Source organism: Oceaniglobus indicus, assembly GCF_002751875.1.
GTDB lineage: Bacteria > Pseudomonadota > Alphaproteobacteria > Rhodobacterales > Rhodobacteraceae > Oceaniglobus > Oceaniglobus indicus.
Genome location: NZ_NMZM01000011.1, coordinates 1 through 20,995, shown reverse-complemented (window position 1 = coordinate 20,995; position 20,995 = coordinate 1). Strand labels below are relative to the sequence as shown.

17 protein-coding genes are annotated in these 20,995 nt (G+C 65.6%); 6 read left to right on the top strand and 11 right to left on the bottom strand.

The genetic code is table 11. The annotated features are described in order from the left end of the window. Positions 1-16 precede the first annotated feature (16 nt). From CFP68_RS15660 to CFP68_RS15645, 4 genes are read right to left on the bottom strand one after another with little or no spacing between them, the layout of a single operon-like run. Positions 17-1,357, bottom strand: a complete 1,341-nt coding sequence (locus CFP68_RS15660; protein ID WP_099827890.1) for an alpha/beta fold hydrolase — start codon at positions 1,355-1,357, stop codon at positions 17-19. Further along, on the bottom strand, positions 1,348-2,349 hold the full coding sequence (locus tag CFP68_RS15655; RefSeq protein WP_099827889.1) for an alpha-ketoacid dehydrogenase subunit beta: 1,002 nt from the start codon (positions 2,347-2,349) through the stop codon (positions 1,348-1,350). The genes CFP68_RS15660 and CFP68_RS15655 overlap by 10 nt, the downstream gene beginning before the upstream one ends. Next, a complete protein-coding gene (locus CFP68_RS15650; RefSeq protein WP_099827888.1) occupies positions 2,346-3,368 on the bottom strand; it encodes a thiamine pyrophosphate-dependent dehydrogenase E1 component subunit alpha in 1,023 nt (340 codons plus the stop codon). The genes CFP68_RS15655 and CFP68_RS15650 overlap by 4 nt, the downstream gene beginning before the upstream one ends. Then, complete coding sequence (locus CFP68_RS15645) at positions 3,365-4,855, bottom strand: FGGY-family carbohydrate kinase (RefSeq protein WP_099827887.1); 1,491 nt, start codon at positions 4,853-4,855, stop codon at positions 3,365-3,367. The genes CFP68_RS15650 and CFP68_RS15645 overlap by 4 nt, the downstream gene beginning before the upstream one ends. 149 nt (positions 4,856-5,004) lie before the next feature. Here CFP68_RS15645 and CFP68_RS15640 point away from each other — a divergent pair, with 149 nt between their 5' ends. Further along, positions 5,005-5,970, top strand: a complete 966-nt coding sequence (locus CFP68_RS15640; RefSeq protein ID WP_099827886.1) for a sugar-binding transcriptional regulator — start codon at positions 5,005-5,007, stop codon at positions 5,968-5,970. On the opposite strand, the gene CFP68_RS15635 is transcribed toward CFP68_RS15640, so the two are convergent. The 6 genes from CFP68_RS15635 to CFP68_RS15610 form a co-directional block, all read right to left on the bottom strand. Beyond that, positions 5,961-7,013: an ABC transporter ATP-binding protein gene (locus tag CFP68_RS15635; protein WP_099827885.1), complete on the bottom strand. Its 1,053-nt coding sequence runs from the start codon at positions 7,011-7,013 to the stop codon at positions 5,961-5,963. The genes CFP68_RS15640 and CFP68_RS15635 overlap by 10 nt on opposite strands. 4 nt (positions 7,014-7,017) lie before the next feature. Next, the gene (locus tag CFP68_RS15630) at positions 7,018-7,860 is read right to left on the bottom strand and encodes a carbohydrate ABC transporter permease (RefSeq protein ID WP_099827884.1); all 843 of its coding nucleotides are present in this window, start codon (positions 7,858-7,860) and stop codon (positions 7,018-7,020) included. Continuing rightward, the gene (locus tag CFP68_RS15625; RefSeq protein WP_099827883.1) at positions 7,860-8,762 is read right to left on the bottom strand and encodes a carbohydrate ABC transporter permease; all 903 of its coding nucleotides are present in this window, start codon (positions 8,760-8,762) and stop codon (positions 7,860-7,862) included. The genes CFP68_RS15630 and CFP68_RS15625 overlap by 1 nt, the downstream gene beginning before the upstream one ends. 32 nt (positions 8,763-8,794) lie before the next feature. Then, on the bottom strand, positions 8,795-10,045 hold the full coding sequence (locus CFP68_RS15620) for an ABC transporter substrate-binding protein (protein WP_099827882.1): 1,251 nt from the start codon (positions 10,043-10,045) through the stop codon (positions 8,795-8,797). 66 nt (positions 10,046-10,111) lie between these two features. Continuing rightward, a complete protein-coding gene (locus tag CFP68_RS15615; protein ID WP_206601924.1) occupies positions 10,112-11,260 on the bottom strand; it encodes an aminotransferase class I/II-fold pyridoxal phosphate-dependent enzyme in 1,149 nt (382 codons plus the stop codon). 1 nt (position 11,261) lies between these two features. Continuing rightward, positions 11,262-11,972: a FadR/GntR family transcriptional regulator gene (locus CFP68_RS15610; RefSeq protein WP_241524121.1), complete on the bottom strand. Its 711-nt coding sequence runs from the start codon at positions 11,970-11,972 to the stop codon at positions 11,262-11,264. Between the two features lie 131 nt (positions 11,973-12,103). Between CFP68_RS15610 and CFP68_RS15605 the strand changes: the two genes are divergently transcribed. After that, positions 12,104-14,182 (top strand): hydantoinase/oxoprolinase family protein, encoded by a 2,079-nt coding sequence (locus CFP68_RS15605; protein ID WP_099827947.1) that lies wholly within the window; start codon positions 12,104-12,106, stop codon positions 14,180-14,182. A gap of 3 nt (positions 14,183-14,185) precedes the next feature. Further along, entirely contained in the window at positions 14,186-15,889 is a 1,704-nt protein-coding gene (locus tag CFP68_RS15600) for a hydantoinase B/oxoprolinase family protein (protein ID WP_099827880.1), read from the top strand. A gap of 96 nt (positions 15,890-15,985) precedes the next feature. On the opposite strand, the gene CFP68_RS15595 is transcribed toward CFP68_RS15600, so the two are convergent. Then, positions 15,986-16,450, bottom strand: coding sequence for an Lrp/AsnC family transcriptional regulator (locus tag CFP68_RS15595; protein WP_099827879.1), 465 nt, complete (start codon positions 16,448-16,450; stop codon positions 15,986-15,988). Between the two features lie 108 nt (positions 16,451-16,558). Between CFP68_RS15595 and CFP68_RS15590 the strand changes: the two genes are divergently transcribed. The 3 genes from CFP68_RS15590 to CFP68_RS15580 are packed head-to-tail and all read left to right on the top strand — an operon-like array spanning position 16,559 to position 20,844. Then, the gene (locus CFP68_RS15590) at positions 16,559-18,022 is read left to right on the top strand and encodes an aminotransferase class V-fold PLP-dependent enzyme (protein ID WP_099827878.1); all 1,464 of its coding nucleotides are present in this window, start codon (positions 16,559-16,561) and stop codon (positions 18,020-18,022) included. Beyond that, a complete protein-coding gene (locus CFP68_RS15585) occupies positions 18,019-19,329 on the top strand; it encodes an MFS transporter (RefSeq protein WP_099827877.1) in 1,311 nt (436 codons plus the stop codon). Before CFP68_RS15590 ends, CFP68_RS15585 begins: the two co-directional genes overlap by 4 nt. Before the next feature lie 48 nt (positions 19,330-19,377). Continuing rightward, the gene (locus CFP68_RS15580; protein WP_099827876.1) at positions 19,378-20,844 is read left to right on the top strand and encodes an NAD(P)-binding domain-containing protein; all 1,467 of its coding nucleotides are present in this window, start codon (positions 19,378-19,380) and stop codon (positions 20,842-20,844) included. The last annotated feature ends 151 nt before the right edge of the window (positions 20,845-20,995 follow it).

Here is a 20,995-nt window from a genome sequence, read left to right as displayed (position 1 = left end):
TTTGTTGCAGATCAGTCTATCGAAGGCTTGGTGCTTTTCCAGACATTCCTTGCAGATCGTTGACGTTTTCCCGCCCCGGATCGGCGATCAACCCGGTCACCAGGTCCGGTTCGGCCAGATGCGGCAGATGACCGGCGTCGGGGATCAGGTGAATGGCGGTGCGCGGCGGACAGGCGGCGCAATCGGTCCAGCGGATCACCCGGTCATCCAGCCCGAAGATCGCCGTCACCGGACAGCTCAGCCGTGCAAGATCGGGGGCGATGTCGGTTTGCTGCACACCGTCCCGGGCGCCCTGGCGCGACAGGGCCAGCATGGCGGGGCGGGTGGCCTTCAGCCGGGTCAGTTCTGTATCCAGGACAGTGGCCGATACCGGCCCCGCCCCCAACAGCGCAAAGCCGCGCGCCAGTCCCTCGGGCGTTGCGGCGTGGCCCATCACGTCGAGGAAATCGGCGTTGATCCGCGGGCCGAGACCGGCAGGCGCGAGCAGGATAAGCCGCAGCGCGCGCGGCCCGATGGCGCGGGCGATGCGCGTGGCCAGGACGGCGCCCAAGGAATGGCCGACCAGGATCACCGGACCCTCGGGCACAAGCCGCGCCAGCGCGTCGCCGACGATCTCGAGCGTTTCCATCGCGTCGCTGTCGCCGTGGCCGGGCAGGTCGGGCACCAGCACCGGATGACCCGCGGCGGCGATGCGATCCGGCAGATCGCGCCAGCCGCGCCCGTGATCGAACAGCCCGTGCAACATCAGGACCGGAGCGCCGGCAGCGTCCGGCGCCAGGCGACGCAGGGCGATGGCGCCATGGGGTGTATCGATCCGGTCCGATGCCTTGCGACTGGCGGCGGCGGCCCGACCGCCCCGCGCCGCCTCGACATCGTCGCCGGTGATCCGGCCACGCCGCCCCGTGCCGGTGATGCCGTCGAGCGCCAAGCCCGCCCGTTTCGCAAGACGCCGGGCGCGGGGGCTGGCGGCGGTGGGCCCTTCGGGGGTCAGGGGCTGGATCGGCGTCGGATTCGAGTATTTTTCGCAAGAAAAAGCAGGGGCGGATTCGGCCGCGTCTGATGTAGCGGTTCCGGGTGCCTCTGTGGGGGTGGTACCCTGCGGGGTTTCGGTTGGGCCATCCGTCTCAATTTCGGCAATCGGGTCGCCCAGGGCGACGGTGTCGCCTTCGGCCACCAGGTGCCGGGCCATGGTGCCGGATTTCAGGGCGGGAACTTCGACGACGGTCTTGTCGGTTTCGACCTCGAGCAGGACATCGCCCCGCTGGAAGGCGGTGCCGGGGGCAACCAGCCAATCCGTCACCTTCGCCTCTTCCATGGTTTCGCCGAGGCGGGGCAGGGTGATCGTGCTCAGGCCCATGCCAGGGTGTCCCTGCGCATCATCCAGAGGCCGGTTTCGGCGATCAGCCCGGCGTCGGGGATCGAGCCCGCTTCCAGTTTCGGGGATACCGGGATCGGAATATCCTCGCCACCGATGCGCAACACGGGCTCTTCCAGCCAGTCAAAGCACGATTCGCCGATGCGGGCGGCGATTTCCGAGGCGACCGATCCGGTCAGCGCGGCTTCGGTTACCACCATGGCACGGCCGGTGTCGCGGACCGAGGCAAGGATCGGCGCCATGTCCAGCGGGTTGAGGCAGCGCAGGTCGATCACCGTGGCCTCGACGCCCTGTTCGGCCATGGCATCGGCGGCTTTCAGGGCCTCGTGCACCATGCGGGAGTAGGTGACGATGGTGATGTCGCCGCCGGTCCGGCGGATGGCCGGCTGACCCCAATCGGCATCGGCACGTGCAGTGTCAAGGTTACCTTTCATGGTGTAAAGGCCCTTGTGTTCGATGAAGCAGACCGGGTCGCGCTGGCGCAGGGCATCGCGCAGCAGGTGATAGCCGTCGTTCACCGTGGCCGGCATGCAGAGCCGCAGGCCCGGCGTGTGCATCATCCATGCCTCGAGGCTTTGGGAATGTTGCGCGGCGGCGGATCGGCCCGTGCCGCCCTGGGTGCGCAGGACCATCGGCACTTCGATCTGGCCGCCGAACATGTAGCGGCTCTTGGCGGCCTGGTTGGCCAGTTGATCCATGACGAGGCCGATGAAATCGACATACATCAGCTCGACCACGGGTTTCAGACCGGTCATGGCGGCGCCGACCGCCGCGCCGACGATACCGGCCTCGGAGATCGGGGAATCGATGACACGATCGGCGCCGTAAATGTCGATTAACCCCTTGGTCACACCATAGGCGCCGCCATAGACGCCGACCTCTTCGCCGATCAGGATCACGTCGTCGTCTTCGGCCATGGCGTCGAGCAGGGCCTGGCGGATCGCCTCGCGGTAGGTTGTCTGTTGGGCAGTCATGGGGTTTCCGTCAGGATGGCGCGCAGGCGGTCGCGCTGGGGGGCCGGTGCGGGGCTGTCGGGATGGAAGACGTCCTCGAACATCGTGTCCAGCGGCGGGGGCGATGCGGTGACAGCGGATTCGAGGGCGGCGTCCATTTCATCGTCCGCCTTGGTGTCGATCCTTTCCATGTCAGCATCCGAGCCGAGGCCGCTTTCGATCAATCGTTCACGCGCCTTCAGGACGGGATCGCGCTTGCGGCCTTCTTCCTCTTCTTCGGGGGTGCGATAGGGGCTCTTGTCCATCCGCGCGTGGCCGTAAAACCGGAACGACGAGATTTCGAGGAAGCCGGGTTTGCCACCCCGCGCGTCCGCGATCAGGGATTGCGCCGTGTCGTGGACTTCTTCGACGTCGGTGCCGTCGGCATGGGCCGCCTGCAGGCCGAACGCCTCGGCGCGTTCGCCGAAGGCCAGCTTGCCCACCGCGCGGTCGATCCGCGTGCCCATGCCGTACTGGTTGTTGAGGCAGCAGAAGATCACCGGCAATCTCCACAGCGCGGCCATGTTCATCGCCTCATACAGGATGCCCTGCTGCATGGCGCCGTCGCCGAAGAACGCGACCGAGACATGGCCGGTGCCCTTGTTGCGATAGGTCAGACCGGCGCCGACGACATGGGGGATACCGCCGCCGACGATGGCATTGGCCCCGAGATGCCCCAGCGCATGGGACGCGATGTGCATCGAGCCGCCCTTGCCGCGGCAATAGCCGTCGGCCTTGCCGCCGATTTCCGCCATCATGCGCGCCGGGTCGGCGCCGCGCCCCAGGAACACGCCGTGGCCGCGGTGGTGGGTGGTGAAGGTGTCGCCGTCGCCCATCGCATCCGTGACGCCGACGACGGCCTCTTCCCCGATCGACAGGTGCAGCATGGATCCCGCGCTTTCGCCGCGCAGGAACAATTCGCCCACCCGTTCCTCGAAGCTGCGGATCCGGCGCATGGTGCGGTAACGATCCAGCGGCGCGGTGTTCTTCTGGGCGTTCATGTATCCCTCAGGGGTTTCAGCGCGCCATAGGCGGCGCGGTAGCGGGCATAGATCGGGGCATAGGCCGCGTGGGTTTCGGGATCGGGTTCGATCACCTGCGCGGTGCGCACCATGGCGTCGCATCCCGCGTCGATACTGTCGAAATGGCCCGCGCCGGTGGCGGCCAGGATCGCGGCGCCAAGGGGGCAGGCCTCGGGCTCGTCGGTCAGGATCAGGGGGATGCCCAGCGTATCGGCGTGGATCTGCAACCACAGGGGCGCGCGTGTGGCGCCGCCGGCGACGACGATGCGCTTTGCCTCGAACGCCGCGCCGAAACTGTCGACGATCAGCCGGGTGCCAAGGCAGATGCCTTCGATCAGCGCGCGATAGACGTGGGCCCGGGTATGGTTCAAGGTCAGGCCGGTGATCGCGCCGCGCGCCAGCGGGTCGGTGTGGGGCGTGCGGTTGCCTTGGAAATGGTCCGACACCAGCAAGCCTTCCGCGCCTGGCGGGATCTCTGCCGCCGCGGCGTTCAGGTCGTCGAATGATGTGTCTTCGGCAAAATGACGCTTGAACCACGCGATCACCGATCCGGTCGAGGTCTGGCCGCCCTCGATCACCGCGCGGCCGGGATAGACGCAATCCATGTAGGTGCCCCAGACGCCCTTGGCGTGCACCGTTTCGGATGCGATGCCAAGGTGCAGGTGGGACGAGCCGGTGATCATCGCCAGATCGCCCGGATTGCGCACGCCAAGGCCGATCATGCCGATGAAGGCGTCGGCGCCGCCCTGCACCACCTTGGTGGTTTCGGGCAGGCCGAGATGTTTCGCGGCTTCAGGCGTCAGCGGTCCGACCACATCACCGGGGGCGCGGATGTCGGACGGCCACTTGTCCTTCAAGTCCTGCAGATCCATGCGGCGTAGCAACCCGTCGGGCCAGCCGCCGTGATCGGTCTGGTAATGCCAGCGCATGGTCAGGTTGTTCAGCGACGCGCACCATTTTCCCGTCAGCCGCAGGTTCAGGTAATCCTGATATTCACCGATCCTTGCCGCCTTGCCCCAGATCCCGGGTTCATTGCGCGCGATCCACAGCGCCTTGGGGATCATCCATTCCGGCGACACCGGCCCGGCGCCGCCGCCGTTGATGCGCAGCGCCGGATCGCCGGTGGATGCGATGTCGGCGGCTTCGGTGTGGGCGCGCATGTCCATCCACATGATGGCCGGACGCAGGGGCTTGTCGGCCTCGTCCAGCGCCACGACGGTGCAGGACGTGGTGTCGGCACAGATCGCCGTGACGCTGGCCGGATCGACGCCGGCGTCCGCGATCGCGCCCTTCACCGCCACGCCGCAACAGGCCCACCAATCGTCGGGCGATTGTTCGGCGCGACCGGGGCTGGGAAAGTCGGTGGCATAGGGGGCCTTGCACGACCCCAGCGAGCGGCCCGCCAGGTCGAACACATGGGCGCGCAGGCCTTCGGTGCCACCGTCGATGCCGATCACATGTGTCATTCCGCGCCTCCCCAGACGGTCTGATGCTGCGCCTGCAATGCCGCACTTGAAACAATAGTGCAGGCGTTGCACAAAAGTGTTATCGTTTGAGCTGCAACAGGTCAATCCGCTTGTCGCCCCGAAAATCCCCGATTCAGGCAGTCTGCACCATGGCACCGAACCGCACCGATACCGACGATCCGGTCCAGGCCGCGTGGCTGTATCACGTCGGCGGGCTGAGCCAGGAGGAGGTGAGCCAGCGGTTGGGCATCTCGCGCTTCAAGGTGCTGCGCCTGCTGGCCGAAGCGCGTGACAGCGGCATCGTGCGCGTCAGCATCGATCACGAGACGACGGGAACGCTGGCCCTGGCCGACCGCCTGGCCGAACGGTTTTCCCTGGCCGAGGTTCAGGTCGCGCCGATGGACGGGATGCCCGACGACGACGCGGTGGCCCGCCGGGCGGTCGGAATTGTCGGCGCGGGGTTTTTGGCGCGGATCGCCCGCGGTGACGGGGGACAGAAGATCGGCGTCGGCTGGGGGCGGACGCTGGCCGCCATGACCGATGCGCTGACCGGGTTGCGCAATCCGAACCTGACGTTCGTGTCGCTGATGGGGACCATGGCGCGCACGTCGGTCGCCAATCCGGTGGATATCTGCGCGCGCCTGGCCAGCCTGACGGGAGGCGGCGCGATGTTCCTGCCCGCGCCGTTCCTTGCGGACAGCGTCGAGGATTGCACGGTCATTCTGCGTCAACGGCTGGTGCGCGAGACTTTGCGCGCGGCGCAGACGGCGGACCGGATGATGATTTCGGCCGGCGAATGTGCGCCGGGCGCGATCCTCTATGACAGCGGTATCCTGACCGATGACGACGCCCGGGCCCTGGCCGCCGCCGGGGTCGCGGGCGACAGCACCGGCAAGTTCTTTCGCGCCGACGGATCGCTGGCCGATACGCCTCTGAACGCGCGCGCGCCGTCGATCGGGCTGGACGATCTGCATCGGGTCGATGTGACGCTGATGGTGGCCGGAACGGCCAAGCGGCGCGCGGCGCTGGCCGTTCTGCGGGCGGGGTTCGTCAACCGCCTGATGGTCGATGCCCGGCTGGGTGCCGCACTGCTGGCGGCCGACACTCAGGATTGACGGGCGATGCTGTTGCCGGCGGTATCGAAGAAATGCAGCTTGTCGCGCGTCAGGGTCAGCCCGATCGCGTCGCCCGCGTTGACATCGACATTGCCGTGCACGCGCAGCAGGATCGAGCCCAGGTCCGGGCTTTCAGTATAGATGTTCGTATCCGATCCCAACCGTTCGACCAGTTGCGCGGTGACGTCGATGTCGCCGGCACCCTGGTGCGCCAGCCCCAGGTGTTCGGGCCGTATGCCCAGTTGCACGGCCCCTTTCGGCGCGGCGATCACCGGGCTCTTGCCGATCTGCATCCCGCCTTCGACGGCAGTCGCATCCAGGATGTTCATGTTGGGCGAGCCGATGAAGGTGGCGACAAAGCGGTTCGCGGGGCGTTCATACAGGTCCAATGGCGTGCCCACCTGCTGGATCCTGCCCGCGTCCAGCACGACGATCCGGTCGGCCAGGGTCATCGCCTCGACCTGGTCGTGGGTGACATAGATCATCGTCGTCGACAGGCGTTGGTGCAGGCGCGCGATTTCCAGCCGCATCTCGACGCGCAGGGCGGCATCCAGGTTGGACAGCGGTTCGTCGAACAGGAATGCCTTGGGGTCGCGCACGATGGCCCGGCCCATGGCGACCCTCTGGCGCTGGCCGCCCGACAGCGCCTTGGGATAACGATCCAGCAGCTTGTCCAGGCCCAGGGTCGCGGCGGCGCCGGCCACGGGGCCCAGACGCTCGCGTTTGGGTGTCTTCCGGATCTCCATGGAAAAGCCCATGTTCCGGCCCACCGTCATGTGCGGGTAAAGCGCGTAGGACTGGAACACCATGGCGATGTCGCGGTCGCGCGGCGGCACGTCGTTCATCAGCTTGCCGCCGATGGTGAAATCGCCGCCGGTGATCGGCTCCAACCCCGCCACCATCCGCAACAGGGTGGACTTGCCGCAGCCGGACGGTCCGACCAGCACGATGAATTCACCGTCGGCGATGTTCAGGTCGATGTCGCGCAGCACCTCGACGTTGCCGTATTTCTTCGAGACGGACCGCATTTCGATGGTTGCCATTGCATCACCCTTTCACGGCGCCGGACGTCAGCCCCTGCACCAGATAGCGTTGTATGAAGAAGAAGAAGAGGCACGACGGCACCAGCGCCAGAACGCCCGCCGCCATCATCTGCCCCCAGTCGACCGAGAATTTGGAAACAAAGGTCAGCAGGCCCACGGGGAAGGTCATCGCGTCGTTCTTCGAGATCAGCATCAGCGCGAACAACAGCTCGGACCACGCGGCGGTGAACACGAAGCCCAGCGTCGCCGCCAGCCCCGGCAGGGTCAACGGCAGGATCACGAGGCGCAGCGCCTGCGGACGGGTGCAGCCGTCGATCATCGCCGCTTCCTCCAGATCCTTGGGGATGCCGTCAAAGAAGCTCTGCATCAGGAAGGTCGCGAAGGGGATGTTGAAGGCGGTATAGACGACGATCAGCGAGGTCAGCGAATTCAGCATCCCCAGGCTGGACACGATCTTGTAGATCGGCGCGATGATCATCAGCAGCGGAAACATCTGCGTCAGCAGCATCAGCGCGATCACGATCCCCTTGCCGCGGAACCGGAACCGCGAAAACGCATACCCGGCGGCCGCGGCGATCAGGGTGGTCGCGGCCGCGGTGGACAGCGACACGATGACCGAGTTGGTGAAATAGCCCATGAAATCGGACTGGAAGATCACCTTGCGGAAATTGTCGAAGGTCAGCGCCGAAGGCCAGAGCGCGGTGCCGTCGGAAAAGATCAGCGCATCGGGGGTCAGCGCGATCTTGACCAGCCAATACAGCGGGAACAGCGCGAAGGCGACATAGCCCAGGATCGCCGCGTATTTCAGCGTGACCATGACGGGTGACGGACGGAATGCAGAGGCCATCAGGTTTTCACCAGCTTCGCGCGGATCACCAGCAACAGTGCCGCATAGACGAACAACACCGCCAGAAGCGCAACGGCGATCGCCGAGGCATAGCCGAAGTCCAGCTTCCGGAATGCGGTCGTGAAAATGTATGTCGACAGGATCTGTGTCGAATTGGCAGGACCACCGCCGGTCATGACATAGATCAGGTCGGCGAAATTGGCGACCCAGATGGCGCGCAGCATGACCGTGATCGCGATCATCGGGCCAAGGAAGGGCAGCGTGATCTTGGTGAAACACTGCCACGGGGTGGCGCCGTCGATCTCGGCGGCCTCATACAGCTCGCCGGGGATGGATTGCAGCGCGGCCAGCAGGGTGATCGCGAAAAAAGGCACACCGTACCACACGTTCGCCATGATCGGCCCCCACATCGCCGTCTCGGGATTGGACAGGATGTTGTAGGGTTCGCCGAGAATCCCCATCGCCGCCCACCAATGGGGCAGGGGGCCGATGATCGGGTTCAGCAGCCACGCCCAGGTCAGCGCGATCAGGAACGTCGGCACGGCCCACGGCAGGAAGACCAGCGCCTGAACGATGCGCTTGCCGTGGAACGGGCGGGTCAGCAGCATCGCCAGCCCCAGGCCCAGCAAAAATTGCAGCGTCACCGATCCGAAGGTCCACCAGAAGGTGTTGACCATGGCCGTCCAGAACCGTTTGTCATCGCCCAGTTCGGCAAAGTTCTCGAGCCCGATGTAACCGGTGTCGAACGGGCGCAGCAGATTGATCGACTGCACCGAATACGACACGCCGATGAACAGCGGGATCAGCATCACGAAGCAGATCAGCAGCACCGCGGGCGACAGATACAACCAGGGCTCGACGGCATATCGGAAATAGGCCCGGCCAAATCGCGTCCGGGGCATCCCGGACGCGTTCGCTATGGTGGTCGGCTGGCTCACTTGCCGGCCTGGTACTTGCTGTATTCCTCGGTCAGGAATTCAGCCCACTCGTCGGCCATTTCCTGGGCCGTGATTTCGCCCAGCAGCGCCTGCTGCCAGGTTTCCAGAGCGATGGAGTCCGAGAAATAGCCGAACTGCTCCAGATAGTTGGGCATGATCATCGGCGAATAGGCGGGATCATTCAGCTCGGTGAACCAGCCGGCGAACTGTTCGCTCTGGAAATAGGGGTCCTGTTCGGCGCCCTCGTGGATCGGGATCACGCCCACCCGCTTGGCCCAGGTCTTGTTCGACTCGGGCGACGACAGATGCGCGATCAGCGACCAGGTCTCGTCCTTGTTGTCGCTGGACTGGAACATCGACCAGCCGGTATAGCCGATGGTCGGGAACGACTTGCCGTCCGGCCCCTTGGGGATCGGCGCGACGGCGAAGCTGCTTTCGTCCATCCGCGATGCGACCGCGATCAGGGCGTCGGGATCCTGATCGAGGAATGCGCAGGTGCCCGAATAGAAGCCCGCGACCACCTCGTTGAAGCCCCAGGACACGGAATCACGCGGCGTCAGCCCGTCCTGATAGAGGTCGATCAGATACTGGAAGCCGGCCACCGCTTCGGGCGTGTTCAGCGTGCTCTTGCCGTCATCGTCGAAATAGATGTCGTTGCCGCGCATGCCGGTCGCCAGCATCATCCAGGCGTTCAGGCCACCGGGACCGCCGCGCAGGCAGTATCCCGACTTGCCGTCCAGCTTCGAAATCGCTTCGGAGGCGGTGCGGAACTCCTCCCAGGTTTCGGGCGGGCCGTCGACGCCGGCCTCGGCCAGCAGGTCCTTGTTATAGAACATCGCCCGCAGGTAGAAGCCATAGGGCAGCTGCTTGAAACTGCCATCGGCGGTCATCGATCCCATGTCGATGGTGGCCTGGGTCAGGGTATCGCCATGTTCCCAATCCGCGACCATGGGGCCCAGATCGACCAGCTGGTCGGCATAGAGCGCAAGCCAGCGTTCGGGCATCTCGACCAGGTCGGGAATGTCGCCGCCGGCAACCATGGTGGCCAGCTTCTCGAAGGCCTGCCCCCAGGGCAGCGAGACGATTTCGACGGTGTTGCCGGTCTCGGCTTCCCATTCCGACACGATCTCCGTCAGGGTCACGGTGCGTTCCGGGCTGGTGATGACCTCGACCAGAGTCAGGTCGGCCGCATGGGCGGTGCCCGTCAGGGCCATGGCCAGGGCCGTGGTGGTCAGTAGGCGTTTCATGTTTTTTCTCTCCCTAGGTTGCAATTCGCGTTGGCGGTGTCCGACCCTCTGGCGGGGTCGGTCCGGTCAGGTGTGCGCGTCGTCCAATGCCTGCTGGATGTCGTTCCACAGATCCTCGACATCCTCGAGGCCGATGGAAATGCGGATCAGGCGGGGCGACACGCCGAAGGTCTGCATCGAGTTTTTCGGCCCCGCCTGATCCAGCGCGATGGCACAGGGCAGGACCAGCGATTCGAATCCGCCCCAGCTGACGCCAAGCCGGAAATGCTTCAGCGCGTCGGCAAAACGTGGAATATCGACGCTGTCGGCCACCTCGAACGACATCAGGCCGGACCGCCCGATCAACCCCGGCACGGTGTTCGCGCCGGGCGCGTTGACGCGCGTGACGTCGGCGCGATCCGCCAGGCGATCGACGAAGACATCGGCGCTGCGCTGATGTTCACGCATGCGGGCGGGCAGGGTACGCAGGCCGCGGATCAGCAGCCAGGCCTCGAACGGGGCCAGCTTGCCGCCCAGCAACGGCAGCGTCAGATCCCGCAGCTTGGCGATGATCTCGGCCGTGGACACGACCACACCGGCCACGGTGTCGGAATGACCCGAGATGTATTTCGACGCGGAATGCAGGGTGACATCGATGCCCAGATCCAGCGGCCGCTGAAAGATCGGTGTCGCCCACGAGTTGTCGATCACCGTCAGGGTGCCATGGCGCCGTGCATGGGCCGCCACGCGGCGCAGGTCCATGGCGTCGAACACGGCCGAGGTGGGGCTTTCCAGATAGGCCAGGGTCACGCCCTTCAGCAGGTCGGGGTCTTCGGCAAAGGCGCGCGGCGCGTGATAGGTCACCTCGACACCGATGGGGCGCAGCATCCGTTCCAGCAGGCGGAAGGCATCGGGATAGACATGTTCGACACAGGCGATCCGGTCACCCGGTTTGACCAGCGCGAACAGCGTCGACGATATGGCGGCCATGCCCGATGCAAAGCCGACCGCCGCCTCGCCGCCTTCCAGTTTCGCCATCATTCCTTCGAATGCGGCAACGGTGGGGTTCTGCACCCGGGTGTAGAGCGCGCGATCGTCGCGGCCGGCCATGCGGTCGGCAAAGGCGGCGTAGTTGTCGAAGGTGAACAGCGACGTCTGATAGATCGGCGGTGTCACCGATCCGTCGGCATGGCCGTAGGGTTCGGACAACAGGGTGGCAGGGCTCAGATCATCCAATTTACGTATCTTTCGTGATTGCGCGGGTGGCGTCGTTCATGATGTCCATGATCTCGTTCATCAGGCGCACGGCGCCTTGTTCGTCGCCGCCCGTGACCGCCTCGCTGAAAGGCCGGTGCAGCGGGATCGTCTCGCTGCCCAGTTGGGCCTGCCCGAACGGCGCGGCATACAGTTCGTCGAAGGTCGTCAGCAGCTGGTGGATCAACTGGCCGAACAGCGGGTTGCCCGACGCGCGGTGAATGGCGCCGTGAAACAGGTGATCCGCCGCACGCCAGTCGCCGCCGGACTCGTAAACCTCCATCAGGTCCAGCATCCGGCCGGTGATGTCGTGGCGGGCGCGATCGTCGGCACGGCGCGCGGCCAGGCGCGCGGCTTCGGCTTCCAGCGGGCGGCGCACCTCGAGCATACGGCGCAGGCTTTCCGCTTCGAGGGTCAGCGACAGACCGCCGGTGTTGCAGACCGGCGCCATCAATATCGTGCCGGCGCCCTTGTTGCGTTGCACGATTCCCATGACCTGCCAGGCGCCCAGGGCTTCGCGCACGGTGGAACGCGCAACGCTCAGATCCCGGGCGATGTCCAGCTCGCTGGGCAGCCGGTCGCCCTGTTGCAGGCCACGCGCGGCGATCATTTCCGACAGCGCGTCGATCACCGCCCGCTTCTTTCCCTTGGGCGGTGACGTGGGATGCAAGGGTTGGGCGACAACATGATCCATGGGCCGAGCTAGCCATCAATGTCGGACATAGTCAACAATTTTGTCCGACATTGTTTCGGCGCCCTTGCTCCGACTTGAGCATCGTGGCGTTTGCGGCCATCGTGCCAATTCAGGGACCGGCGGGGGATGAGATGACGGATTCGAAGATACGGCTGGGCGCGGACATCGGCGGCACCTTCACCGACGTGGTCCTGGAAACGGGCAGCGGCGCGTTTTCCACCAAGGTCCTGACCACCTATGACGCGCCGGAACGCGCCATCGTCGAGGGCATGTTGCAGGTGTGCGCACGGGCCGGGATCGCGCCCGCCGACATCGGCCAGATCATCCATGGCACCACCCTGGCCACCAATGCGCTGATCGAACGGCGCGGGGCGAAGACGGCATTGGTCACGACCGAGGGCTTTCGCGACGTGATCGAGATGCGCACCGAATCGCGATTCGAGCAATACGATCTGAACATGGTGCTGCCCGAACCGCTTTTGCCGCGGCAGATGCGCTTCACCGTGCCCGAACGGATCGACGCCGACGGCGGCATCCTGATCCCGCTGGACGAAGACGCCGTGGCCGAGACCGCCGACCGGATCGCGGCCACGGGGGCAGAAAGCATCGCCATCGGCCTGCTCCATTCCTATCTGAATCCCGATCACGAACGCCGGGTGGCGGCGATCCTGGGCGAACGGATGCCCGACGTCATGCTGTCGCTGTCGTGCGAGGTGTCGCCGCAGATGCGCGAATACGAACGCTTCAACACCGCCATCGCCAACGCTTATGTCAAGCCGCAGATGAAATCCTATCTGGGCCGACTGCGCGAAAAGATGCGCGACCAGGGGGCGGTGTGCGACATCTTCCTGATGCATTCGGGCGGGGGCATCATATCGCTGGAAAGTGCGGCGGAATTTCCCGTGCGGCTGGTCGAATCCGGCCCGGCTGGGGGCGCGGTGTTCGCCGCCCATATCGCCGCGCGTCACGGGTTGGACCGGGTCCTGTCGTTCGACATGGGGGGCACCACCGCCAAGATCTGCCTGATCCGCGACGGCGCGCCCAAGACGGCCCGCGTGTTCGAAGTGGCCCGATCCTATCGGTTCAAGAAGGGGTCGGGGATGCCGATCTCGATCCCCGTCATCGACATGGTGGAGATCGGGGCAGGGGGCGGATCGCTGGCCCACGTTGACGGGATGCGCCAGATCCGCGTCGGCCCCGAAAGCGCCGGATCCGAACCCGGACCGGCCTGTTACGCGCGCGGCGGCACCCGTCCCGCCGTCACCGACGCCGATCTCGTGCTGGGCCGGCTGGACCCCGACGGTTTCGCCGGCGGCACGATGACGCTGGACGCGGGCGCGTCGGATACCGCCTTGGTCACGCATCTGGGCGAAACCCTGGACATGGACGGCCCCACCGCGGCCTTCGGCCTGTCCGAGGTGGTGGATGAAAACATGGCCAACGCCGCCCGTGTCCATGCCGTCGAAAACGGCGAGGATCTGGCCGGATACACCATGATCGCCTTTGGCGGCGCGGCGCCGCTGCACGCCGGGCGGCTGTGCGAAAAGCTGGGCATCACCCGCCTTCTGGTGCCGCCCGGGGCCGGGGTGGGATCGGCCATCGGCTTTCTGCGCGCGCCGTTCAGCTTCGAGGCGACGCGGTCGGTCTATATGCGGCTTGACGATCTCGACACGGCGAAGGTCACCGATCTGCTGTCCGAGTTGCAGCGGGAAGCCACCGCGTTCGTGCGCGGATGTGATGCCACGGCCGAGATTTCGGCCGAGTATAAAGCCTATATGCGCTATGCCGGGCAGGGCTGGGAAATCCCCATCGAATTGTCTCCTGCCGATGCAGAAGCCCCCGACGCCGACACCTTCCGCCGCCTGTTCGATGCGGCCTACGTCAGGCTGTTCTCGCGGACCGTGGCGGGGTTGGACATCGAAATCACGCTGTGGTCCGTGAACGCGGCCACGACGGTGCCGCCGGTCGATCCGGTGAAATCCTTGGCGCGATCGGGCGAGGCGTCGAAATCCGGCACGCGCGAGATCTTCGATCCGGCCCGGTCTGCATTCCGCACCGCGCAGGTGGTGCGCCGCGCCGACATCGCGACGGGTCAGACCGTCGAAGGCCCCGCCGCCATCACCGAGGACGAGACGACCATCATCGTCCCGTCCAGCCGCCGCGCCATCCGGCAGTCGGACGGTTGCATCGACATCACGGCGAAGGAATAGACCATGGCAGACAAACGCAGCACCGTCGCCCTGCAGATCATGTGGAACCGTCTGATCTCGGTGGTCGAGGAACAGGCCCAGGCGCTGATCCGCACCGCGTTTTCGCCGTCGGTGCGCGAGGCGGGGGATCTGTCCGCCGGAGTTTACGACGCCGACGGGCGGATGCTGGCGCAGGCGGTGACCGGCACGCCGGGGCATGTGAATGCCATGGCCGATGCGGTGGCGCATTTCATCCGCCGCATCGGGCCCGACAACATCCACGAGGGCGACGTCTATCTGACCAACGATCCCTGGGAAGGCACCGGTCATCTGCACGATTTCACAGTGGTGACGCCGTCCTTCCACAACGGCGCGCTGGTCGGGTTCTTCGCCTGCACCGCTCATGTGGTCGATGTCGGCGGGCGCGGCTTTGGCGCCGATGCCAACAGCGTCTACGAGGAAGGGCTGTATATCCCGATCATGAAGTTCGCCGATCGCGGCACGGTCGATCAGACCCTGCTCGGGATCGTGCGCGGCAACGTGCGCCAGCCCGATCAGCTGGTCGGTGATCTCTATGCGCTGGCCAACTGCAACGAGATCGGCCACCGCCGCCTGAGCGCCATGATGGACGAATTCGCACTGGGCGACCTGACCGAAATCGCCACGTTCATCTTCGACAACTCGCGGCGCGCCACGCTGGACCGGATCGCGGCACTTCCCCGCCGATCCGCTGCCGGAGAGATGACAATCGACGGATTTTCCGCCCCGATCACCATGAAGGTGCGGCTGGACGTTCAGGCCGACCGGATCGTCGTGGATTTCGACGGCACCTCGGGGCTGGACGCCAAGGGCATCAACTGTCCCTTTGTCTATGCCAAGGCCTATGCCTGTTACGCTCTGAAATGCGCCATCGCCCCCGAAGTGCCCAACAACGCGGCATCGCTGGCCCCGTTCGAGGTTACCGCACCCGAAGATTGCATCGTCAACGCTCGCCATCCCGCGCCGGTGGCCCTGCGCCATATCGTCGGCCATTTCGTGCCCGATGCCGTCTATGCCGCGCTGGATCAAATCCTGCCCGATGTGGTGCCGGCCGAAGGGGCCGGATGCCTGTGCAATTTCCAGATGTCGGTGCGCCCCGGTCACGGTGCGCCGCAAGGGGCGCGGCGGGCCGAGGTTCTGACCTTCAACTCTGGCGGTTCGGGCGCACGGCCCACGGTCGACGGTCTGAACGCCACGGCGTTTCCGTCGGGCGTGATGACGATGCCGGTCGAGGCCACGGAACACGCCGGCCCCGTCGTCATCTGGCGCAAGGAACTGCGGCCGGATTCCGGCGGCGCCGGCGAACATCGCGGCGGCCTTGGGCAGTATATGGAGGTTGGCGCGCGGGATGGATACATCTTCGATCTGTCGGCGATGCTGGACCGGGTCGATCATCCCGCGCGCGGCCGCCACGGCGGCGCCAACGGCGCGCCGACGACCATCGCGCAGGACGACGGCACCGCGATGCGCGGCAAGGGAAAACAGCCGGTGCCATACGGCGGCCGGGTTGCCATGGCGTTTCCGGGTGGCGGCGGATACGGCGCGCCGAAAGACCGCGCGCCCGAGCGGGTGAAACGCGATCTGGCACGCGGCTATATCTCGCCATGGACGGCGGCCGAGGTTTACGGGCTGGAGGCGGACGACATCGAAGCCGCCCTGGCCGCGGCCGCACGCGGCGAGGATGTCTGAGCGTCCGTTGCAAGGCATGGGGCGTGCGCAGGGTTGGGGAAGCACAGCGTAGCACCCCCCGAGCGACCCTTGCGGCACGAACCGCCGGAACGCGCCTCAGGTCAGCGGAATCGGGCGTTGTTCGGCAATCGCCTCCATCGCGAAGAAGGATGTGACGGTTTCCAGTTCGATCTCGCCGATCAGGCGCTTGTAGACCTCGTCATAGCTGTTCATGTCACGGGTGATGACCTTGAGCAGGTAATCGTAATCGCCGCCGATGCGGAAAAAGTCGATGACATCGGGGATCGACGACACATGGGCGCGAAACGTCCTGAGCCACGTGGCCGAGTGATGACGTGTGCGCACCAGCACGAACACCACCATCCCCGCGCCCAGCCGGTCACGATCCAGAACCACCGTGCGGTTGCGGATGATGCCCGACGCCTCAAGCGCCTTGAGCCGCCGCCAGCAGGCGTTCTGCGACAGTCCGATCCGGTCGGCCAGGTCACGTTGGGATTGCGTCGCGTCGCGCTGAAGCTCTTCCAGAATACGACGGTCAAGATGATCTATTTTTTGGTCCATGCCCGATCATGTGATAGATAAATGGCCTTTTCAAGGGTAAGATATGTGAAGGAAATCTAATTCTTTGCGTCATACTGGGACAGCCTTCCAGCCACGTCAGGAGTATCGATGTCCCCCCTCGAAGATTTTGCCCACGCCCTGCGGCGCGACGATATCCACGCTTGGATTCAAGGCGGCTTGATCGGCGACGATGCGCGGATCGACGGTCCGTTCGGGGACAAGCCGCTGATCTATGCCGATTACGTCGCCTCGGGCCGGGCCTTGGCGCAGGTCGAGGATTTCATGCGCGACCGCGTGCTGCCCTATTACGCCAACAGCCACACGCAGGCGTCCTATTGCGGGGCCTTCATGACGAAACTGCGCGAGGCGGCGCGCGCCACCATCGCGCGGCTGACGGGGGCGGGGCCGGACACCAGCGTGATCTTCACCGGCGCGGGATCGACCGCGGGGATCAACCGCATCGTCGGATTGCTGGAAATCGATGCGATCACGCGGCGTGGTGATCGGGCGGTGGTTCTGATCGGCCCTTACGAGCATCATTCGAACCTGTTGCCCTGGCGCGAAAGCGGCGCCGAAGTGGTCGAGATCGCCGAAGCGGCGGAAGGCGGGCCGGACATGACCGATCTGGGTGTCGCGCTGGAGGCGGCGAAAGAGGCTGCGCTGATCGTCGGCGCATTCTCGGCGGCGTCCAACGTGACCGGGATCATCACCGACACCGATGTCGTGACACGACTGCTGAAACAGCACGGTGCGCTTGCGATCTGGGATTACGGATGTGCGGGGCCATACCTGCCCATGGACATGAAGGCGGGGACCGATGCGGCCAAGGATGCCATCGTGTTTTCCAGCCACAAGTTTCCCGGTGGGCCGGGGGCCTCGGGCATCACCGTGATCCGCGATGCCATCGCCACGCGGCAAAGCCCGACGCTGGCGGGTGGCGGCACGGTCAGTTTCGTGTCGCCTTGGGGGCATGTCTATTCGCGCCACCTGTCGCACCGCGAGGAAGGTGGCACGCCCAACGTCACCGGCGATATCCGCGCGGCGTTGTGCTTGATGATCAAGGACGCGCTGGGGCAGGAGTGGCTGATCCGCCGGCAGAATGAATTGCGCGAACGGGCGCTGACCGTCTGGCGCGACAATCCGAACATGACGATCCTCGGGCGCGAACGCTCGGGTCCAGCGTTGCCGATCTTTTCCTTCATGCTGAAAGACGACGCGGGCGCGCCGGTGCATCACCAGTTTTTCACACGGTTGCTCAGCGATCTGCACGGCGTCCAGGCGCGCGGCGGCTGTGCCTGTGCCGGATCCTATGCGCACCGTTTGCTGAACCTCGACAAGGCCAGTTCCGACGCGACCTTCGCAGCCATTGCGGCAGGCACCGAGACGGACAAACCGGGTTGGGTCCGGCTGAACCTGTCGGCGCTGATGTCGGACGCCAAGGTGGACACGATCATCGCGGCGGTGGACAGTCTTGCGCGCAAGGCGGCCGATTACCGGTCATTCTATGTGGCCGACACCGCGACGGCGCGGTATACATCCGTCGACAACATCCCGGAGCGTTCGGCAGTTTGAAATCGCCATTTGCATATTCCGCCTTCCGGTCGCTGTTCGCGGCACAGGTCTGTTCGCTGGTCGCGGTCGGGCTGCTGACCGTTGGCCTGTCGATGGCGGCCTATCGCATCGGCGGGGCCGTTGCGGCCGGTCAGATCCTGGGCCTGCTGTTCGCGTTGAAGATGGTGGCCTATGTCGGCTTCGCCCCCCTGGCCGAGCCTCTGCTGTCGCGTTGGCCGCGCAAGCGGGTGATGATCGCGCTGGACCTCGTGCGCCTGTCGCTGCTGATCCCCATGGCCTTCGTCACCGAGACCTGGGAAATCGGGCTGTTGGCCTTTGCGTTCTTCGTCGTGTCGTCCGGGTTCACCCCGCTGTTCCAGACGGTCATTCCCGACCTGCTGAGCGATGAGGCCGTCTATACCCGCGCGCTGGTCATCTCGCGCATCGCCTATACGCTTGAATCGGTGCTCAGCCCGGTGATTGCGGCGGTCGCGTTGCAGATCTTTGCGCCATCGACGCTGTTCCTGATCTCGGCACTGGCCTTCGGCGGTTCGGTCCTGGCGCTGATCGCGACGGGGTTTCCGGCGTCGCGGCCGGATGCGCGCAAGCGGTCGTTCCTGGTGCGGGCCATGACCGGCCTGCGCATCTTCCACAAGACGCCGCGCCTGCGCGGTCTGTTCCTGTTCAACCTGTCGCTGTCGCTGGTGCTTGCGTGGGTTCTGGTCAACACCGTGGGCTTTGCCGGGCTTCGGCTGGGCGATGCGGCGGGGAAATATCCGATCCTGATGGCGTTCTATGGGGCGGGTGCGGCGGTCGGCGCGCTGATCGTGCCGCGGACGCTGGCCCGGTTCACCGAACGCCGGGTGATGGCCGCGGGTGTCTTTGCCTTCGCCGCGCTTGGCGGTCTGATCCTGCTGCCGTTGACATTCCCGGCGCTGTCGATGCTCTGGGCCGGCTTCGGGCTGGCTTCGTCGCTGGTGATGACGCCCGGCGGGTTGGTCATCGTGCGCTCGGCCGGCACCGACGACCGCGCCGCACTGTTTGCCGCGCAATTCTCGCTCAGCCATTTCGGCTGGCTCATCGCCTATCCGCTGGCCGGGTGGCTGGGTGGGGTCGTGGCGCTGGAAACCGCGCTGGTGGTGTTGTGTGTCGTGGCGGTCTGCGTCACACTTGCCGCACTTCGGGTCTGGCCCGCTGCCGATCCGTTGGTGCGGCCCCACGCGCACCCGGATCTGCCCGCCGACCATCCGCATCTGCGCGAACATGGCGCCGACGCCGGTCATAGTCACGCCTTTCACATCGACGATCTGCATCCCAGATGGGCCTGATCGTCACGCCGCCCCTTCATTTCCAAATGTTCCGTCAGGAAGCCGACCATGCCTAACGATTACGACCACACCATAGACGCCATCGGCCTTGCCGCGCTGGAACAGCATCTGAAATCGGCGCTGGATTGCCTGTGCTATCCGGGCAAATCCTGGGTGCCGCCGCGCGAAGGGGTAAGCGACGTCGTGATCATCGGCGGCGGCATGTGCGGCATGGTGGCGTGGCTGGCCCTGCGCACCGGCGGGATCGACAACGTCCGCGTTCTGGATCGCAGCCCCGAGGGGCTGGAAGGGCCGTGGCTGACCTATGCGCGGATGGAGACATTGCGTTCACCCAAGACCCTGACCGGTCCGGCGTTCGGCCATGGCACGTTGACGTTCCAGGCATGGTATCGCGCCCAGCACGGCGCCGACGCCTGGGACGCGCTGGACAAGATCCCGCGCCCGATGTGGATGGAATACCTGCGCTGGTATCGCCGCGTGCTGGACATTCCGGTGGACAACGGCGTGTCGGTCGATCGGGTCGAACCCGAGGGCGATCTGCTTCGCCTGCACCTGTCGGGGGCCGACAGCGGCAGCATTCTGACCCGCAAACTGATCTTCGCCACGGGCCGCGACGGCACCGGCAAGCCGAACATCCCCGGTTTCGTCTCGGGCCTGCCGCAAGACCTGTGGGCCCATTCGGCGGACGACATCGATTTCGGCGCGCTGAAGGGCAAGCGCGTGGCGGTCGTCGGCGTGGGCGCGTCGGCGGTGGACAACGCGGCCGAGGCGCTGGAACACGGCGCGGCCGAGGTGCGCCACCTGATCCGGCGCGAGAAAATGCCGACGATCAACAAGATGATGGGCATCGGCAGCTATGGCTTCACCGCCGGATACGGTGCCCTGTCCGACGCGTGGCGCTGGCAGTTCATGCGCTACAGCTTTGTCACCCAGACGCCGCCGCCCCACGGATCGACCAAGCGGGTGTCGCGCCACGACAACGCCTATTTCCATTTCGGCAAGGGCGTCGCCACCACCGAGGAGCGCAATGGCGCCGTCCGCGTCGGTTTCACCGATGGCACGTCCTATGAAACCGATTTCCTGATCCTCGGGACCGGGTTCACCGTCGATCCCATGGCGCGCAGCGAATTCGGCGATGCCGCCGACAACATCCTGCTGTGGCAGGACGTCTATCAGCCGCCCAAAGGGGAAGAGCATCGCGATCTGGGCCGGTTCCCTTATCTGAATCCGGATTTCACCTTCCGCGAAAAGGTGGAAGGCACCGCGCCCTGGCTGTCCAACGTCTATTGCTTCAACTATGGCGCGACGGCCAGCCTGGGAAAGGTCAGCGGCGACATCCCCGGCGTGTCGGAGGGCGCGGCATGGCTGGCGCGCGAGATCGCGGCGACCTTCTATGCCGAAGATATCGAACAGCATTGGCAGGCGTTGGTCGATTATGACACGCCCGAACTGAAGGGCGACGAATGGGAGCCGAGCGTCTTGGAAACCGGCACCAGGGAAGGAAAAGTGGCATGAGCGGATTGACCGACACCACCGCGTTCGCGCTGAGCGGCGTTGCCGCCGGATCGCCGGCCGGGCAGGCCGCCGAGGGGCGCGCGAAGATCTTCGAGATGACGCAGACCGCCGAAGATGCGGTTCTGGCCCCGGCGGATCCCGGCGGGATCTC

What these genes read in the sequence shown, in the direction of transcription:
- CFP68_RS15635 (WP_099827885.1), bottom strand. Translation starts at nt 7,013, where the DNA reads ATGGCAACCATCGAAATGCGGTCCGTCTCGAAGAAATACGGCAACGTC.
- CFP68_RS15640 (WP_099827886.1), top strand. Translation starts at nt 5,005, where the DNA reads ATGGCACCGAACCGCACCGATACCGACGATCCGGTCCAGGCCGCGTGG.
- CFP68_RS15630 (WP_099827884.1), bottom strand. Translation starts at nt 7,860, where the DNA reads ATGGCCTCTGCATTCCGTCCGTCACCCGTCATGGTCACGCTGAAATAC.
- CFP68_RS15650 (WP_099827888.1), bottom strand. Translation starts at nt 3,368, where the DNA reads ATGAACGCCCAGAAGAACACCGCGCCGCTGGATCGTTACCGCACCATG.
- CFP68_RS15590 (WP_099827878.1), top strand. Translation starts at nt 16,559, where the DNA reads ATGTCCCCCCTCGAAGATTTTGCCCACGCCCTGCGGCGCGACGATATC.
- CFP68_RS15595 (WP_099827879.1), bottom strand. Translation starts at nt 16,450, where the DNA reads ATGGACCAAAAAATAGATCATCTTGACCGTCGTATTCTGGAAGAGCTT.
- CFP68_RS15655 (WP_099827889.1), bottom strand. Translation starts at nt 2,349, where the DNA reads ATGACTGCCCAACAGACAACCTACCGCGAGGCGATCCGCCAGGCCCTG.
- CFP68_RS15600 (WP_099827880.1), top strand. Translation starts at nt 14,186, where the DNA reads ATGGCAGACAAACGCAGCACCGTCGCCCTGCAGATCATGTGGAACCGT.
- CFP68_RS15660 (WP_099827890.1), bottom strand. Translation starts at nt 1,357, where the DNA reads ATGGGCCTGAGCACGATCACCCTGCCCCGCCTCGGCGAAACCATGGAA.
- CFP68_RS15625 (WP_099827883.1), bottom strand. Translation starts at nt 8,762, where the DNA reads ATGCCCCGGACGCGATTTGGCCGGGCCTATTTCCGATATGCCGTCGAG.
- CFP68_RS15620 (WP_099827882.1), bottom strand. Translation starts at nt 10,045, where the DNA reads ATGAAACGCCTACTGACCACCACGGCCCTGGCCATGGCCCTGACGGGC.
- CFP68_RS15605 (WP_099827947.1), top strand. Translation starts at nt 12,104, where the DNA reads ATGACGGATTCGAAGATACGGCTGGGCGCGGACATCGGCGGCACCTTC.
- CFP68_RS15645 (WP_099827887.1), bottom strand. Translation starts at nt 4,855, where the DNA reads ATGACACATGTGATCGGCATCGACGGTGGCACCGAAGGCCTGCGCGCC.
- CFP68_RS15610 (WP_241524121.1), bottom strand. Translation starts at nt 11,972, where the DNA reads ATGGATCATGTTGTCGCCCAACCCTTGCATCCCACGTCACCGCCCAAG.
- CFP68_RS15580 (WP_099827876.1), top strand. Translation starts at nt 19,378, where the DNA reads ATGCCTAACGATTACGACCACACCATAGACGCCATCGGCCTTGCCGCG.